Here is a 14,686-nt window from a genome sequence, read left to right as displayed (position 1 = left end):
CCGTCGACCGTTTAAATTTGAGTTTACTAGAGAGTACATGTTCTTTCAATGGATAAAGGCGCTTTTTTGATCAAAGCGCCTGTTTATCCTGCAAAAGCATCGAGGGTTTCTCCTTCTTCCTCCCCGTACCTTTTTTATCTGAAAGCAGCAGTCCGCCTAAGGTCAGAGCCGTTCCGAGTATCGACATGAGGGTCAATCTCTCATGAAGAACGATCATTGAAATGACCATCGTAATAATAGGAACGCCATAAATATACACACTCGCTTTCACCACACCGAGCGTTTTCACTGAAAAGCTCCATGTTAGAAAACAAATGGCAGATGCGAACAGACCTAAAAACAATAAGTGAAAGGCAAACGACGGGTTCGACAATCGCTCCCAGTCTATACGAATTTTAAAATGCCAGATCAGGGGAAGCATCCAGAGTAAGCCGTAAAAAAAGACACGTCTCGTCACTTGAATGATATGGTATCCATATTGGTTGATGATTTTCGATAAAATAGAATAGAAGGCCCAGACAATGGTCGCCGTTAATGCTAGCGCATCACCGATTGGATTCAATTGGAACGTCGTCATTCCATTAAAGCTAATCAGTACAATTCCTGTCATCGCGATGAAAAAGCCTATGAAAAACCTGCGATGCAAAGGCTCATCTTTCAATAAAAAATAAGCCAATAAAAATGAGAAGAATGGCACAACCGAGCTAATGACTCCTGCATTCGAAGCGAACGTATAGGTGAGAGCGACATTTTCTAAAAAATAGTATAAGACCACACCACATAACCCTGCGAGCGCAAACATCGCTTCATGCTTTTTACGGTGCACCTTCATGGTGACTGGGTATATCAACATCAGAGCGAGATATCCAAGAAAAAAGCGGAAAAATAATATTTCTGTTGGAGAAAAAGCCGTTAACAATATTTTGGTTGAGATAAAGGTCGATCCCCATAGAAAAATGGTGAATATGGCCGCTAGATGACCAAGAAGCTGGTTATTTTTCATCTACTGTTACCTGCTTTGCAAAAATGTGCTGATATTGCCCTGGTGTGAGCCCAATAAATTCTGAAAAGAAATGACTCAAATGACTTTGATCAGAAAAACCCGCTGAGACTGCCGCATCTACAGGCTTCAATCCTTTGGCGAGAAGCTCCTTCGCATAATTCACTCTCACTGTTTGTAAATAACGATACGGCGTGATCCCTCTGTACTTTGTAAAAGCACGCAGAAGTGAGTATTTATTCATGGAGACAAGCTCTCCTAAGTCGTCTAACGATATATTTTCCGTAAGGTGTGTTTCAATATATTGCTGTGCGTCTTGGACTTTCTGTTCGGCAGCATGCGCTGCTGATGCTTTTTCCTCTGATGTATCAGCATAGGCTTCAATCAACTGCTTCATAAAGAAATAAAACGTTTCCTGTTTATTCAAAGCTAGGGCTTCTTCTGTCATCATTTGATGAAGATCATATAATGGCTTTGTCAGTTCACTTTGTGAAAACACAGGGGCTTTAAAGTGTGGCTTGTGCTGAAACATCTTCTCTATCACATCTGCTTCTATATTTAAACAACGATAATCTAGTGTCCTGTGATCAATCTGCTCGCATGCGTGATTGTCATATGGATTGAAAAGAAGAATGTCTCCCTTTTCAATGATGTATTCTTTATTTTGGCAGATCAAACGTCTTTGACCATCCTCAATAAATCCAATCACATAGTATGTATGAAAATGATTCGGGAATTTTTGCATGATGCCATGAAAGCGATACGCCTCTATTTGCAAGTCCTGATCAAAATGTACCGTTCGTTCTTCTTGTGTTTTCATGTCGATCCCCTCTTTCACTGAACTGATCATTAGTGTAGCACACCCTTTTTCTCTTGAATTGTACGATATTGACTTTTCCGATGCAGGCTTGCCTAGAGGGAAAAACTTGGATAACATGAGACAAAAGATGATGTGTAAATGAGGGAATGACAGGATGAATTCATTCGAGATGGAAAGACCAGCACCATACCATATGCAATTTTATGAACAGCTGAAGCAAATGATATTTGATGGACAGTTTCAGCCGGGGGAACGTATCAATGAGACACAGCTTGCCAAACAATTTGGTGTAAGTCGATCACCAGTGAGAGAGGCGATGAGGCTTTTAGAAAAAGATGAGCTCTTGATCGCTGATCATCGGTCAGGCTACTCTGTCTATACGTTAACGGAAAAAGATGTCGAGGAGCTTTATCAAATTCGGATCGCCCTAGAAACGCTTGCTGTTAAGCTTGCATGCAAGGAAGCCGCGCAAAGAGAGCTGGAGGAAATTGGGCATGTTCTCACGCAGGCAGACGAAGCAATCAAGCAGCAGCTGGCATCTAAAGACATCGTCCAGTTACATGAAGCCTTTCATCAAAAAATCATTCTAGCGAGTCACAATCACCGCTTATGTAAACAATTGAATCATGTGAATGCACTCATTCATTTTTGCCGCATCTTTCATTTTAGCGGCGGGGCGCGTGCTGAGACGATTCAAACAGAGCATGCTGCCATTTATTCTGAAATGAAAGAGCGCCGCTCCACAGAAGCCGTTCAAGCGATGACGAATCATTTGTTACATGATGTGATGCACTTAAAGCAAGTACTCTCTGAAACAAACACGGATTAAGTGATTTTTCCTTTTTCCCAATTTTTAAGCATTACATGAACATATTTTGAATTTTTCGTAGATTTTAGCATGTCCAGACGATCTTTCGTTTATATTAGAAGATGAGAAATTAGCTTTTATACAGGAGGATTTGTCTATGCATACAAGTATTAGCCGTCTTCGAAAGGCGGGTTTTATTGAGGGTATGTCTCTTTTAACCCTTCTTTTAATTGCCATGCCTCTGAAATATTTTGCGGATATTCCGATGGCAGTCACCATTGTAGGCTCTCTTCATGGCGCATTGTTTGTCATCTATATGCTTATTTTGGCATATGTGACCTTTAAAGTTCGCTGGCATTTGAAATGGTCGATCGCTGGTTTTTTTGCGGCGTTCATTCCTTTCGGCAACTTCGCCTATGATAAGGTGCTCCGCCAGTATGATACAAAAGCTTAATCAAAAAGGGCTAAAACGAAATTCGTTTTAGCCCTTTTTCTACACGCTGAAGTATTTTTTAAATCGATGCATATTTCACAATCGCTGCTTGACGTGTCATTTCGTGATATGCCACCCATAGTTCATCACCCGGCAGTACGCTAGTGATTGGATCGATTGACTGTTTCACTTCATACATCATGCCATCTCGCTCAATCTGAATGATCGCTAGCGGCTGATTGCCGATGACACCAGCAAATGCGACATGGGTCACTTTTGCACTTCCTTGTTTCTCTTGCATGAGACTGATTTCTTTATCCAGCTCTTCTTGTTTTGTCTGGATCGTGATTGGAGTTCCTGGTGCGACCTGTATATGATCAGGGATGAATTGGCTGACCGTTTTTGTAATAGACTGATCTCCGCTTGAAACCGTCACATCCAGCATGACAGGCTTCTGTCCATGAATCGCAACTGGATATTGCTTTACCCGCTGGATGGTTCCAGTTAACGTTACATCTTTCCCCGATCGATTCCGCACTTCATGGCCATAGGCTGCCATTTTCAACTGACCGCTAATGTCGACGAGGTCGGCTTTTTCTCCTGTTCTAAATTCAAAACCAGCGGCTTGAATCATCGGAATGGTATACCTTTTCTGATCTGCTTCAAATGTAAGCGATAAGACCGTGCCTCGTCCTACGGTTCCATATGATTCTATATTTCTTAAAACAGCGCCTTTGATGAACTTTGGCTCACTTGTCTGTGAGAAGTCCCCCTCTTTTAAGAGCATCGCCTCTTTCTTCTTCGGATTGTAGAGAATGGCGATACGCTGACCCGGCTGCGGTATTTGGGTGTAGGATACAACCGTTTTAACTGCCTTCTCGATATTTTCCCCATCGTATTGAAATTGCAGCTGCATTTTGACAAGCGGCTGTTCGTTGATGTAGGTACCCGTTTCTTTGACAGATACAATATTGGCTTCTAATGTGACACTGTCTTTCATCTTGTTCTTTCTCACCAGTCTCAAAATCGGCGGCAGGAAGATGGCTAGCACAAATAACAGCAGTGGAATAAACAGCCATATCGCCCAGTTGAGAATGAGCGGTCCGCCTTTCATGACATATTGCATAAAGGTGTCTACAGACGTTTGGTGAGCAGGACTGGCGTTTTCGATTAAGATCATTTTTTTCAAAGGAAATTCCTTTAGCTCTTTGCTCTTCGTCTCAAATGCACCCGTTAATTGATTGTCGATTGAATAATAGATCCAATCGCTTTTCACATTTTTATTGAAAGAGAGTCCTTCTCTTTGTAACGTTTCATATGAAAACGACTGCAAAAGCTTGCTGACGGACGTTGTCTTATTGGTGCGGTGGTTATAAATATAACCAGTCAGCTTGCCTTTTGCTTCGTCCTTTGCTGTAGAGCCTGCAAGAAGAACTTCTTCCTCATTAAGCTGGTAGATAAGGGTTTGATAAATCGGTTTTGGTGTTGGGACGACTTCCCCAAGCCTTCCCTCTGCATTCACTTTCCTTGGTCTTTTTGGATAGTTAGATTCGACAGCGACTGCAAAGTTTTGGGATGTTCCGATCGTTTTTTCCAGCTGCTGCTCCACTTTATCTTCAATGAGGCTAAACGGTTCAGCGTTTTTGGAGACATAGACCCCAAGCTGATGCTTATCGTTTGAGACTCCGCTGACATATGCCTTCTGGTCATTTTTCAAAGTCAATTCAAATATAGGAATAGGCGTCTGTCCTCTAAAGGAATTCATGACAACATCGATGGAAACGGGTCTTGCTGGCAGCTTCAGTTTGTTGAGATTGTGCACATGAAACTGACCATCCTTTAGCTCACCGAGGACCGCAGCGGCGCCTTCCATTTCTCCCGTAAACACAAGCCGTCCATTCCATTGATATGTATTCGTTTTTAAAAACGAGGGTATCTGTAGATTTTGCTTAACGAGCTCTTTCTTTTCTCCGCTTGGCGTTATTTTCTCGATCAACAGCTGCCCCTCTTTATTTTTTAAAGCAAGTAAGAGATTGTTACCTTGAATGGATGGAAACATTTCATTAAACGTATCGCTTTCCGTAGTCCATTCACTGATTCTTTTTCTTGATTGAGGATCATACATTCCAAAATGGAGTTGCTGGTCTTTTGATACAGCACTCACCACTCGTTTTCCTTCATCAAATGTAAATATTTGTTTGACGTCAAATTGCGTCGCTTTCCCTGCTGACAAATCATCTTGGTAATGGTTCCACACTAAGACACTAAGAATGATTGCTGGAATAAAGAAGACAATATATCTGAGGAAAATCACTGGTATTCTTTTCACTTGATCGCTTCCTTTCATGAGGTTCCTTTACCTTATACGTTAGTGCAGCGAGAATGTTTCATGCTAGAAGAATACCATTCTAACCTCTAAAATCCATATTTTACAAACTTGGTTATTTGCGATAAAATCCAATCATATTCAAAAAGGAGTTATCTCATTGGATAAGCTATCATCTATCATTTTAACAGCTTGGCTGCGTGTTCCCCGTTGGCTCAAACAATGGGTGCTCGTATCCATTACCATTTTCTTTTTTTATATGTGCTTTGTAAAGGGGCTGACTAGCTGGCATACCTTGCCGCCTATCACTTTACTATCATGTATCATCGGTTCCTTCTTCATTTGGCTGTTATGGCTAAAAGGTCAAAAAAAATAAGTGAAATGGGGAAAATCATGAAAGAATCCATCAGTTATTTTGCTATCTCTTTTGTTCTGCAATTGGTTTGGTTTGGCATTGTGCACCCAAATAGAGGCGTGACACTCTTGGACATGTTCATTTTTTCTATTTTGTTTGCGGTGATGTTCTTTTTTATTCAGAAGATTTGGCGGTATCAGAAGAAAGGTCGAAGTGAGTGATCATGAAATGAACCCAATGAAAAAGGCTGCCAAATAGATGGCAGCCTTTTCCTTGCTTTTTTCATGCAAATAAATAATCAATGTGTGATCTCCGTTAAGGAGTGTATGAATTAAGATTCGATCATATCAGTGTGTCATATGTGTTCCGAGTGAACCTACGTTTGAAAGTAAACGCCATGGAAGTTCTGGATAACAAGACAACGAAAGCCCTACCTCTCATTCGTCCTTACGGCTCCGAAGCCGTGCCAGTGTGAATTGTAAATCAAAACGTCTTTTTTCCACTCTTCCGCTTTTATAGGGGGCGGGTGCAGAAGGAAAAGAATAAGTTTGTTCGCTTTAACAGCGTCTCGTTCTTATCAAGTAGAAGCTCTATTGCTTCTCATTATGTCATAGAAAAAAGAAAGTTTACTTTCTTTATTTATTTGCTTATTTCAACACTTAATATAAAACTATAACACATTCCCCCATCTTACGCAAGTGTTAAAGTGATAATTCAGCTGGAGTACGGTTTCCTTCATTCATGTAACGAATGGCGGTTGGATCAATCTTCAGAATCACTAGGTTCGGATCATCTTTTCCTTTAAACCATTTCTCCATCTCCTCAGACCAAAGGCGGTCGATCAGTTTTGGATCATCGGTTAATGTGGCGGTACCTGCGATTTCTGCATACGTGTCACCGAATCCTTCACCTGAATAACCAATGAGAATATGGACATTCGGGTTTTTTTCAATTTCGTCTGCTTTATGTGTTTCTTTGCTCGTTGGTGTATATAATGTCAGCCCTTCATGGAAAAAAGTCATGTAGCGGGTATGCGGCTTATCCTGTTCAACGGTCGCCAGTGTTCCGACCTTTTGTTCATCTAATAGGTTGAGTACCTTTTGTTTTAATTCTTCTTGTGACATATCGTTTCACTCCTTCAAATTTCATCCGTACTCTTAGGTTTCCACGACAATCCATTCATTAAACAAAGAAATGTGTTTTTCATAAAAAGAGATCTTCTGGCTGATGCTATAGAAAACAGGCTCAATGAAGGGAGAAGTTGAACATGCATCATGAAACGATGTTCCATTTAAGTTCACTTGTCATTGCGGCAGTTGTTGTGGGCATTATCGTATGGTCTGTCTCATCTGTGCAGAAGAATCGCAAGAAATACTAAACACACCGCCCAATCAGGTGGGCGGTGCGCTATTGATCATGTATTCATAAAGGAACCGCCGTTGACGTGAAGTGTTTGTCCTGTCATATAAGACGATTCGTCAGAAGCAAGCAGCACATAGCAACCGACATGCTCTACAGGCTGTCCTGGTCTTCCCATAGGGGTTTCTGCCCCAAAGCTTTCCACACTATCCTCATCAAATGTAGATGGAATGAGCGGCGTCCAAATTGGACCTGGCGCTACACCGTTCACCCGAATCCCATCTTTCACAAGCGACTGTGCCATAGAACGCGTAAAGCCATTGATTGCGCCTTTTGTCGCCGTATAATCAATCAGCACTTTGTTGCCTCGATATGGGTTAATGGATGTTGTATTAATAATTGTACTTCCCGGTTTTAAGTAATCCAGTGCTTTCTTCGTAAAATAAAAATAGGAATAGAAGTTGGTTCTAAAGGTTTGGTGAAGCTGTTCACTAGATATATCCTGAATCCGTTCTTTCGGATGCTGTTCAGCCGCATTATTCACTAAAATATCTAATTGCCCAAAGGCTTCAACGGTTTTTTCTACCGCTTTCTCGCAAAAGGCTTCGTCACCGACATCTCCTGCAATCGTTAAACATTTGACGCCTTCCTGTTCTACGCGCTTTTGCGTATCCTTTGCATCCTCATGTTCATTTAAGTACACAATGGCGACGTGTGCCCCTTCTTTTGCATAGGCAACAGATACAGCACGTCCAATTCCACTATCTCCGCCTGTAATCAGTGCGACTTTCCCTTTGAGCTTGCCAGACCCTTGATATGATTCATCCTCAAAGATCGGCGCAGGATTCATTTCCCTTTCACTGCCTGGCTGCTGATCTTGTGTTTGGCGCGGAATGCCATTTGTTAAATATTCACGTAAATCCATGAGTAAGCTCCTCCTTGATTTATTGATGTATCCTTTCATTACCACCTCATTTTTCCACTCAAACATCCCGGTGCGGCACAGATGCGTTTTGAAAATCAGTATGTTTCAAGATGGATAAAATCGGTTACTTGATCATTAAAAAGGAGCGTTCTCACATGCTGTCAACCATTTCGAAAACCTTTAGCAAACCAAAAGGCTGGCTCGGAAGCATCGCAGGCTTCATTATGGCAAAAGAAAATAAAGCATTGAATCAGTGGGCCATCCAGCACTTAAATCTGACAGATGGTGAAAACATTTTGGAAATCGGCTATGGACCTGGCTACAGCATCAAACATATGCTTAAGCATTATGAAGATCTTCACATTGATGGGCTGGATGCCTCCTCCACCATGCAGGAGCAAGCACAGTCCCGCGTCAGCAAACGGTCAAAAGACAAACAGGTCCGGCTGTATGTAGGAAAAATCGAGAAAACACGTTTGCCGGGAGAGCAGTATGACAAAGTACTGTCTGTGAACAACTTTACGATTTGGGATGATCCAAAGGCTGGCCTACTCAACCTTTATCACACATTAAAACCCGGCGGAAAAATCGTCATTGTGATGCAGCCAAGAGAAAAAGGTGCTGATGCGAGCCGGACAAAAGAGATGGGTGAAAACATATTGAATGATTTACAGTTTGCGGGGTTTAACCATTTTTCTGTTGAGTATGAGGAAATTCGTCCAACGCTTGCTGTCTGTGTCACAGCCAAAAAGCCGAGAAGCGAATAAGCTCTCGGCTTTTTTTCTTACCACTTTGCCTCTTTGACAAATTGATAGAACAACTGATGTAATTTCTGTTCAATGTCTCCCTCTGATCCATGACCATAAAGCGTCATGCTTTCCTCACTTTCAATAATGGATGAACTGATCAGACTAAACATTTCAGACCCTTCTTTGCCAAGCTCTTGCGGCGCCAGCATCATGAGCATTCGTGACATTTGCTGCTGCCCGCCGTCCATGCTTTTGACCTCGTATGCCTGATCAAGATCATAAATATGAAAGATTGGTTCCTTTATGAATGTATGCTTTAAATGAAAAAGAGCAAATTCTGTACCAGGAATCCCTAAACCGCCTTGCTGTTCACGTTCTAGTAAACCATTTGCTACCTCATCCGCATGTATGATAAATCCTTCCTCTTCAAGCTGACGAAGCAGCTGCCTGATTGTTGCCTCATGCTGCGGCATCGCCTTTCTATTTTCAATGGTGAAATGGGACAAGATACTGCGAATCACAGACATGTAATTCGTCACCCGCTCTGCAACCGCCATCATATTAACGGATTCTTGTACCGATTCTTTGGTAGCTTCTTTCATCCTTTTTTTCTCAATCATATAAGGGATCTTTCGTTTAATATGAGCCTTCACACGCATAGCATCATCCTCGTTTAAGAGCGGACTGACCATGATGTAATCGATATGCTCATATGGGATAGGAACGGTCGAGACAATCATGTCATAGCTTGATGCATCAATTTCTTTTAGCTCCATCAAGGAAGACAGATCGAATTCGGCGATCTCTGGCAATTCTTTTTTTAACCGAGATGCGAGCATTTTAGAGGAACCGATCCCGCTTGAGCACACGACCAATGCATGAATGTTCGTTTCTTCTTTTTTGATCTCAAGCACTGAGCCAAAGTGAAGCACAATAAAGGCGATTTCATCCTCTGGAAATTCGATCTCTGGAAAGAAACGCTCGACTCCTTCTTCAATCGCCATGAAAAGCAAAAAATAGTCCTTTTTAATTTGTTGTGTAAGTGGATTATAGATTCTCATCTTTTCCTTTAAACGGTTCATGGCAGGTTCGAGATGAGACACGAGTCCCTCATACAATGAATCATTCTCATTTAAATGATAGCCGGTTTTATTAGAAATAAAATCAATGAGCTTCTTCGTTCTGATCGCGATATCCAGCTCGATTTCATCAAGACGGTATTCTTTCTGAAAGCTACGATTGGCACTGCGCAGATGGATCGTCATATATCCAACCTCTGCTTCAGGAATCTCCACATTAAACATGCGTTCAAGCGCTCTTGCAATTCGCAGTGATGATTCAAATTCTTTCGTCCGCTTTAGTTCAAGCAGCTCTTCCTCTTCCATTCGAATGGTTTCGCCAAGCTGAATCCGTTCGATAGCATAGGTTAAGTGAACGACAAGCGCAATATAGGCACTATCAGATAAAGAGAGTGACAGGCGATTTTTCAAATGAAAGAGAAGTCTTTCTACCTTGAGCAGCTGCCCTCTGCTGACAACGCCAAACACTTTTTCCGTCGCTTTCGTTCGATGCTTGATATTCATTTCAATCGTTTCTAAAAATAATTGAATATCGAGCCGGTCTACAATGAGGTTGCCGACAATCTTTCGTTTTGCTTCCTCCGGTCCTTTTAATTCAATGCCATACCCACGTTTTCGGATCAGCTGCAAACCGTATGGCGCGATCCACTCCGTCAGTTCATCTAAGTCATAGCTGATGGTCGCATTTGTGACCTGCAAATCGGAAGCGAGTGTATATAATTTCACCGGTTCCTTTGCTTCAAGCAGCGCACATAGGATTAAGAGCTTCCGTTCGTCAGAGCTATATTCAATTTGATCCTCATTTGATATATGAGCAAGAAGCCGCTGTTTATCCTCCTGTTCACCGACTGCCTTCAAGCCTTTCCCCGGCTGTTTATCTAGTGAAAGATCATAATTCTTTAATATGGGTTTAATCGATTTTAGTTCTCTATGAATCGTCCTTGTACTCACCTGAACAGAATCGGCTATCTCACGAATGGTGACATAACGATTTTGCTGAATGATGTATTTGATGATCTTCTGTTCTCGTGCCGTTATGTACATGAAATGCCTCCTTCTGCAAAAATAGGTCTATTGTCGCACCTTAATATAAAACGCTTTCAACAATGATGCAATCTTAAGTTGATCTGACTTTGGCACATAGGCTGTGACAAAATTAAATACAACGTCTGATCATACATTTCTCCAAAATGACGGTCCATAATCCTTTTGATGAAATTGAACCTTTTGTTCATGAAAAGGCAGTGAACCCCCAGCTTTTAAAGAATACGTCGGATTGTATATTGGAGAGCCAAAGCAATAATCCATCGTTCCTTCTTCCGGGCGGAAGATGACGGTTCGCATTGTTCCAAACAGCTCCTCATAATTGTGTACAGCCAGACCATCAGGATATTCTGTCTGAAACAGCTTAACAAGAGAATCACTTGTTTGTTGTTCTTTTAAAGCCTCTATTAGCATGTCATACCTGACAACAGAATGATGTTTCGTCACCCCTTTTGCTGTTTGATCAGCAATCGGATGATTTGTGGCTGCAATATAACCTTCCTCCGGTCTTCTCACCATTTTGCGACCATCAATGATTTCAATCACAGCCGCTTCTCCTTTTCGATCGGCAAGCATGAGGTGAACATTTGAGGCAACGGGCATTTCCTGAATAGAGCGAATGGCTTCCTCAACCGTTCTACAGTTTTCCAGAACAGATCGAATCACATGATACACTTGCAAGCCGGCAACTGCTGGAGGCTTTAAACCGGGTTCATTTCCAACCGGCGGACCACAAGCAGAGAATGTGACAGAAAGACCATGCTCATTCATCCCATCAGATCTGCCAAACAAGAGCAGCGATGAGCCTGTATGATATGCCAAGCCCTTCACATGTGTCGTCACAAGACGCATATCATCAAATATCGGGGAGAAATCATAATTACGCAGCATGACCGTTTGTTGACCTGCCGCCATATTCCCCTGCCTCACGCAGTGGGAACAGCCTGGCTGTAGATGGGATGAATAGAAAAAGGTCAAATAGGTTTCATCCAATTGCAGTTCATCACAAAATCCAGCAATCTCTTCTTCTAACTGAGGAAGATAAGGACGCATCAGCTGCTTCGTTTCCTTCACTGCCTCTTTTTCTAGCGGTTCTGTTCGAATATATTGTGTCTGTAGCAACGGGTTCTCCTTAAGCCAGACAGCCTGCTGTTTTCCCACTTCATAAGCGGTTCCTGTCATTTCTTGAAAATATGCACTGATTTCCTCCATGCCTGCACACCTCTTTCGCTTTCGTTTCTTTTATCATATCGAAACCCTCCTTCATTTAAAAGGACGAAAAAAACTGCAATCCCGATGGATTACAGCTGTTTACAGGATTGTTGAAACAATGTTTTTGCCATTGTTTCATATCCTTTATAGTTCGGATGAAATTGATCAATCGATAAGTACTCATTTTCATGTCCTTCAAACGCACGGTACACATCCACAACCTCTACATGCGGATTTGCAGCAAGCGAGCGAAGCTGATGATTGTATTGCTGAAGCCACCGCCCGGCTATTGGTATTTGCGGAAAAGGATTATATAAATTCATGAGATACACGCAATAAGGCTGCTTCTGCCCTCTTTTGATCTGAGCGATTTCTTGAATCATTTTGCTGAAATTTGCTTGGCAATGCAGCGTCGCTTGCAGCAGTTTCTTTTCATCTTCACCCTTTTCATACTGCTGAATCGCTTGAACAAGATCATTCCCACAGCCTGTGATGGTGATGATGTCAGCTGCTGCAATAGCACGCCTCACATCAGATCGTTTGAACAGCTGAAAAATCTGATCCGTTGTTAACCCTGACTTTGCAAATACAGACAGCTCGACTGGCGCATGTGCCTTTTTTTCAAGCATCCACTGATACCGCTCAGCAAATCCCCCGCCAAATAAACGTGCCCCCACCCCAACTGTTAAGGAATCTCCAATCGCAACATAGGATCGTCCCACTCTTATCCCTCACTCTCTCCTGCCTTCTCTTATATATACGAAATCGGAGAACAGATGCTTGTAGCAGATGACTTAGAGGCATTCATCTTTTTTTCATGAGACGTCTTTACAAACTCTTTACTTGCGAGATCGACTGATTTTTTGTTCAATAAGAATAGGTTTTTTATGGTGAAATCCGTATCTCAAGCGTTTCAGAAAAGTTGACAAACTTTTTATCTCGATTTCAAGACTTTATACCTTGACTTCAAACTACATTGTGATTACAATAAAAATATCAGTTTTTATGTAACTGTGCTTGTTACATCTTTTTCATAGCATTCCACTATGATTAAAGATGCCACATATTCAGTGTATCTTTGGGATACGCTAAAAAAACCACTGAAACAGAAAGGATTGAATAAACATGGCAAAAGTTTTATACATCACTGCACATCCGCATGATGAAACAGTTTCTTACAGTATGGCTACTGCTAAAGCATTTATCGAATCTTATAAGGAAGCAAATCCAAGTGACGAGGTTGTACATATCGATTTGTACAAAGAAAACATCCCTCACATTGATGCAGATGTATTCGCTGGCTGGGGCAAGCTGCAATCAGGTGCTGGTTTCGATACACTTTCAGCTGAAGAGCAAGCGAAAGTTGCTCGCCTAAACGAATTAAGCGATCAATTCGTTTCTGCTGACAAATATGTATTTGTTTCACCACTTTGGAACTTCTCATTCCCACCAGTTCTTAAAGCATACATCGACTCTGTTGCTGTAGCTGGTAAAACATTCAAATACACGGAGCAAGGTCCTGTTGGATTATTAACAGACAAAAAAGCTCTTCACATCCAAGCACGTGGCGGATACTACTCTGAAGGTCCAGCTGCTGAACTTGAAGCAGGCCACCGTTACCTTGGTACAATTGCGAGCTTCTTCGGAATTCCTTCTTTCGAAGGTCTTATCGTTGAAGGTCACAATGCTGAACCTGCGAAAGCAGAGCAAATTAAAGCAGATGCGATCGAACGTGCAAAAGCTTTAGGTAAAACTTTCTAATAAACTGAACGCGAAAAGCCAATGATCTTAACGGTCATTGGCTTTTTATTTATCTAGATGAAAGCCTAATTCTCTGGAGATACCGCTCGCGGCTTTTTTGACTTGTTCAATTAAGTATGGAAGACGTTCTTTTTGATAACCTGCTTCAAACCCTGCAATGCTAATACCTGCTGTGACTTCTCCAAGGTGATTGAATATAGGAGCTCCAACCGCAGCTGTATAGTTTTCAAGCTCCGAATAACTTAACGTATAGCCCCGCTCATTTGATTCTTCCAGTATGTTTCGAAGAACCTCTTTATCTGTAATGGTTCCGATTCCAATTTTCCCTAGCTCAATCGAATCGATATAGGCGATTCTCTCGTTCTCTGGTAAAAAGGAGAGAATACTTCTCGCACAGGCTCCTGCATACAGGGGAGAGCGCCTGCCGACGGCTGTGTAGAGACGAACAGGCTGCGTCCCTTCAATTTTATCCACGTAAATGGCTTCGTCTCCTTCACGAACGATGAGCTGTACAGCTTCTCCCACTTCATCCCGCAAGCCTTCCATAAATGGTCTTGCAAGTCTCCGAATATCAAGACGATCCGCCACAAGCTGACCGTATTCTAGAAACATCAGTCCTAACCGATAAGCACCTGAATCTTGCTTTTCTAATAATCCCATATCGCTTAACGAGCTCGCCATCCGGTGCACAGACGTTTTCGGCATACCGGAAAGCTCAATCATTTCATTCAATGTTAATTGGTCACGTGTGATAAACAGCCGCAAAATCTCCATTGATTTCACGACGGTTTTATTTGTGTTCTGCATGTCCATCC

General features: G+C 42.0%; 14 protein-coding genes. 5 read left to right on the top strand and 9 right to left on the bottom strand.

Translation table 11 applies throughout. The features are described from left to right. Positions 1-70: 70 nt before the first annotated feature. Positions 71-1,003 carry a DMT family transporter gene (locus MHI11_RS02380; protein ID WP_340960324.1) on the bottom strand — a complete coding sequence of 311 codons (933 nt, stop codon included), beginning with the start codon at positions 1,001-1,003 and terminating at the stop codon, positions 71-73. After that, on the bottom strand, positions 993-1,820 hold the full coding sequence (locus MHI11_RS02375; RefSeq protein WP_340960323.1) for an AraC family transcriptional regulator: 828 nt from the start codon (positions 1,818-1,820) through the stop codon (positions 993-995). The genes MHI11_RS02380 and MHI11_RS02375 overlap by 11 nt, the downstream gene beginning before the upstream one ends. A 154-nt stretch (positions 1,821-1,974) precedes the next feature. Here MHI11_RS02375 and MHI11_RS02370 point away from each other — a divergent pair, with 154 nt between their 5' ends. Continuing rightward, positions 1,975-2,649 carry a GntR family transcriptional regulator gene (locus MHI11_RS02370; protein ID WP_106066451.1) on the top strand — a complete coding sequence of 225 codons (675 nt, stop codon included), beginning with the start codon at positions 1,975-1,977 and terminating at the stop codon, positions 2,647-2,649. A gap of 136 nt (positions 2,650-2,785) precedes the next feature. Continuing rightward, the gene (locus tag MHI11_RS02365) at positions 2,786-3,082 is read left to right on the top strand and encodes a DUF3817 domain-containing protein (protein WP_003214125.1); all 297 of its coding nucleotides are present in this window, start codon (positions 2,786-2,788) and stop codon (positions 3,080-3,082) included. 58 nt (positions 3,083-3,140) lie between these two features. On the opposite strand, the gene MHI11_RS02360 is transcribed toward MHI11_RS02365, so the two are convergent. After that, positions 3,141-5,390 carry a hypothetical protein gene (locus MHI11_RS02360; RefSeq protein WP_340960322.1) on the bottom strand — a complete coding sequence of 750 codons (2,250 nt, stop codon included), beginning with the start codon at positions 5,388-5,390 and terminating at the stop codon, positions 3,141-3,143. A 157-nt stretch (positions 5,391-5,547) separates the two neighbouring features. On the opposite strand from MHI11_RS02360, the gene MHI11_RS02355 reads away from it, so the two are divergent. Further along, complete coding sequence (locus tag MHI11_RS02355; protein ID WP_106029578.1) at positions 5,548-5,763, top strand: hypothetical protein; 216 nt, start codon at positions 5,548-5,550, stop codon at positions 5,761-5,763. A gap of 680 nt (positions 5,764-6,443) precedes the next feature. Here the strand turns inward: MHI11_RS02355 and MHI11_RS02350 are convergent. Both MHI11_RS02350 and MHI11_RS02345 read right to left on the bottom strand, forming a co-directional pair. Continuing rightward, the gene (locus MHI11_RS02350) at positions 6,444-6,866 is read right to left on the bottom strand and encodes a pyridoxamine 5'-phosphate oxidase family protein (protein WP_044140531.1); all 423 of its coding nucleotides are present in this window, start codon (positions 6,864-6,866) and stop codon (positions 6,444-6,446) included. A 290-nt stretch (positions 6,867-7,156) separates the two neighbouring features. Next, the gene (locus MHI11_RS02345; RefSeq protein ID WP_034664026.1) at positions 7,157-8,026 is read right to left on the bottom strand and encodes an SDR family oxidoreductase; all 870 of its coding nucleotides are present in this window, start codon (positions 8,024-8,026) and stop codon (positions 7,157-7,159) included. 155 nt (positions 8,027-8,181) lie between these two features. On the opposite strand from MHI11_RS02345, the gene MHI11_RS02340 reads away from it, so the two are divergent. Then, positions 8,182-8,793 carry a class I SAM-dependent methyltransferase gene (locus MHI11_RS02340; RefSeq protein ID WP_340960321.1) on the top strand — a complete coding sequence of 204 codons (612 nt, stop codon included), beginning with the start codon at positions 8,182-8,184 and terminating at the stop codon, positions 8,791-8,793. 17 nt (positions 8,794-8,810) lie between these two features. Here the strand turns inward: MHI11_RS02340 and MHI11_RS02335 are convergent, their stop codons facing one another. From MHI11_RS02335 to MHI11_RS02325, 3 genes are all read right to left on the bottom strand, one after another. Further along, complete coding sequence (locus MHI11_RS02335) at positions 8,811-10,898, bottom strand: BglG family transcription antiterminator (protein ID WP_106066456.1); 2,088 nt, start codon at positions 10,896-10,898, stop codon at positions 8,811-8,813. Between the two features lie 129 nt (positions 10,899-11,027). Next, positions 11,028-12,110, bottom strand: coding sequence for a C45 family autoproteolytic acyltransferase/hydolase (locus MHI11_RS02330; RefSeq protein WP_106066457.1), 1,083 nt, complete (start codon positions 12,108-12,110; stop codon positions 11,028-11,030). A gap of 89 nt (positions 12,111-12,199) precedes the next feature. After that, positions 12,200-12,832, bottom strand: a complete 633-nt coding sequence (locus MHI11_RS02325; protein WP_106066458.1) for a GDSL-type esterase/lipase family protein — start codon at positions 12,830-12,832, stop codon at positions 12,200-12,202. Between the two features lie 403 nt (positions 12,833-13,235). Between MHI11_RS02325 and MHI11_RS02320 the strand changes: the two genes are divergently transcribed. After that, complete coding sequence (locus MHI11_RS02320; protein WP_034283819.1) at positions 13,236-13,871, top strand: FMN-dependent NADH-azoreductase; 636 nt, start codon at positions 13,236-13,238, stop codon at positions 13,869-13,871. A gap of 45 nt (positions 13,872-13,916) precedes the next feature. Here the strand turns inward: MHI11_RS02320 and MHI11_RS02315 are convergent, their stop codons facing one another. Further along, on the bottom strand, positions 13,917-14,678 hold the full coding sequence (locus MHI11_RS02315) for an IclR family transcriptional regulator (RefSeq protein ID WP_044140525.1): 762 nt from the start codon (positions 14,676-14,678) through the stop codon (positions 13,917-13,919). Between the last annotated feature and the right edge of the window lie 8 nt (positions 14,679-14,686).

The sequence above is a fragment of the Bacillus sp. FSL K6-3312 genome (genome assembly GCF_038007485.1).
Taxonomy (GTDB): Bacteria; Bacillota; Bacilli; order Bacillales; family Bacillaceae; genus Bacillus; species Bacillus pumilus.
Note: the sequence above shows the minus strand (reverse complement) of the source record. Positions and strands in the feature narration are given on the sequence as shown.

Coding starts and splice junctions, on each gene's coding strand:
- MHI11_RS02380 (WP_340960324.1), bottom strand. CDS start 1,003: ATGAAAAATAACCAGCTTCTTGGTCATCTAGCGGCCATATTCACCATT.
- MHI11_RS02375 (WP_340960323.1), bottom strand. CDS start 1,820: ATGAAAACACAAGAAGAACGAACGGTACATTTTGATCAGGACTTGCAA.
- MHI11_RS02370 (WP_106066451.1), top strand. CDS start 1,975: ATGAATTCATTCGAGATGGAAAGACCAGCACCATACCATATGCAATTT.
- MHI11_RS02365 (WP_003214125.1), top strand. CDS start 2,786: ATGCATACAAGTATTAGCCGTCTTCGAAAGGCGGGTTTTATTGAGGGT.
- MHI11_RS02350 (WP_044140531.1), bottom strand. CDS start 6,866: ATGTCACAAGAAGAATTAAAACAAAAGGTACTCAACCTATTAGATGAA.
- MHI11_RS02345 (WP_034664026.1), bottom strand. CDS start 8,026: ATGGATTTACGTGAATATTTAACAAATGGCATTCCGCGCCAAACACAA.
- MHI11_RS02340 (WP_340960321.1), top strand. CDS start 8,182: ATGCTGTCAACCATTTCGAAAACCTTTAGCAAACCAAAAGGCTGGCTC.
- MHI11_RS02335 (WP_106066456.1), bottom strand. CDS start 10,898: ATGTACATAACGGCACGAGAACAGAAGATCATCAAATACATCATTCAG.
- MHI11_RS02330 (WP_106066457.1), bottom strand. CDS start 12,110: ATGGAGGAAATCAGTGCATATTTTCAAGAAATGACAGGAACCGCTTAT.
- MHI11_RS02320 (WP_034283819.1), top strand. CDS start 13,236: ATGGCAAAAGTTTTATACATCACTGCACATCCGCATGATGAAACAGTT.
- MHI11_RS02315 (WP_044140525.1), bottom strand. CDS start 14,678: ATGCAGAACACAAATAAAACCGTCGTGAAATCAATGGAGATTTTGCGG.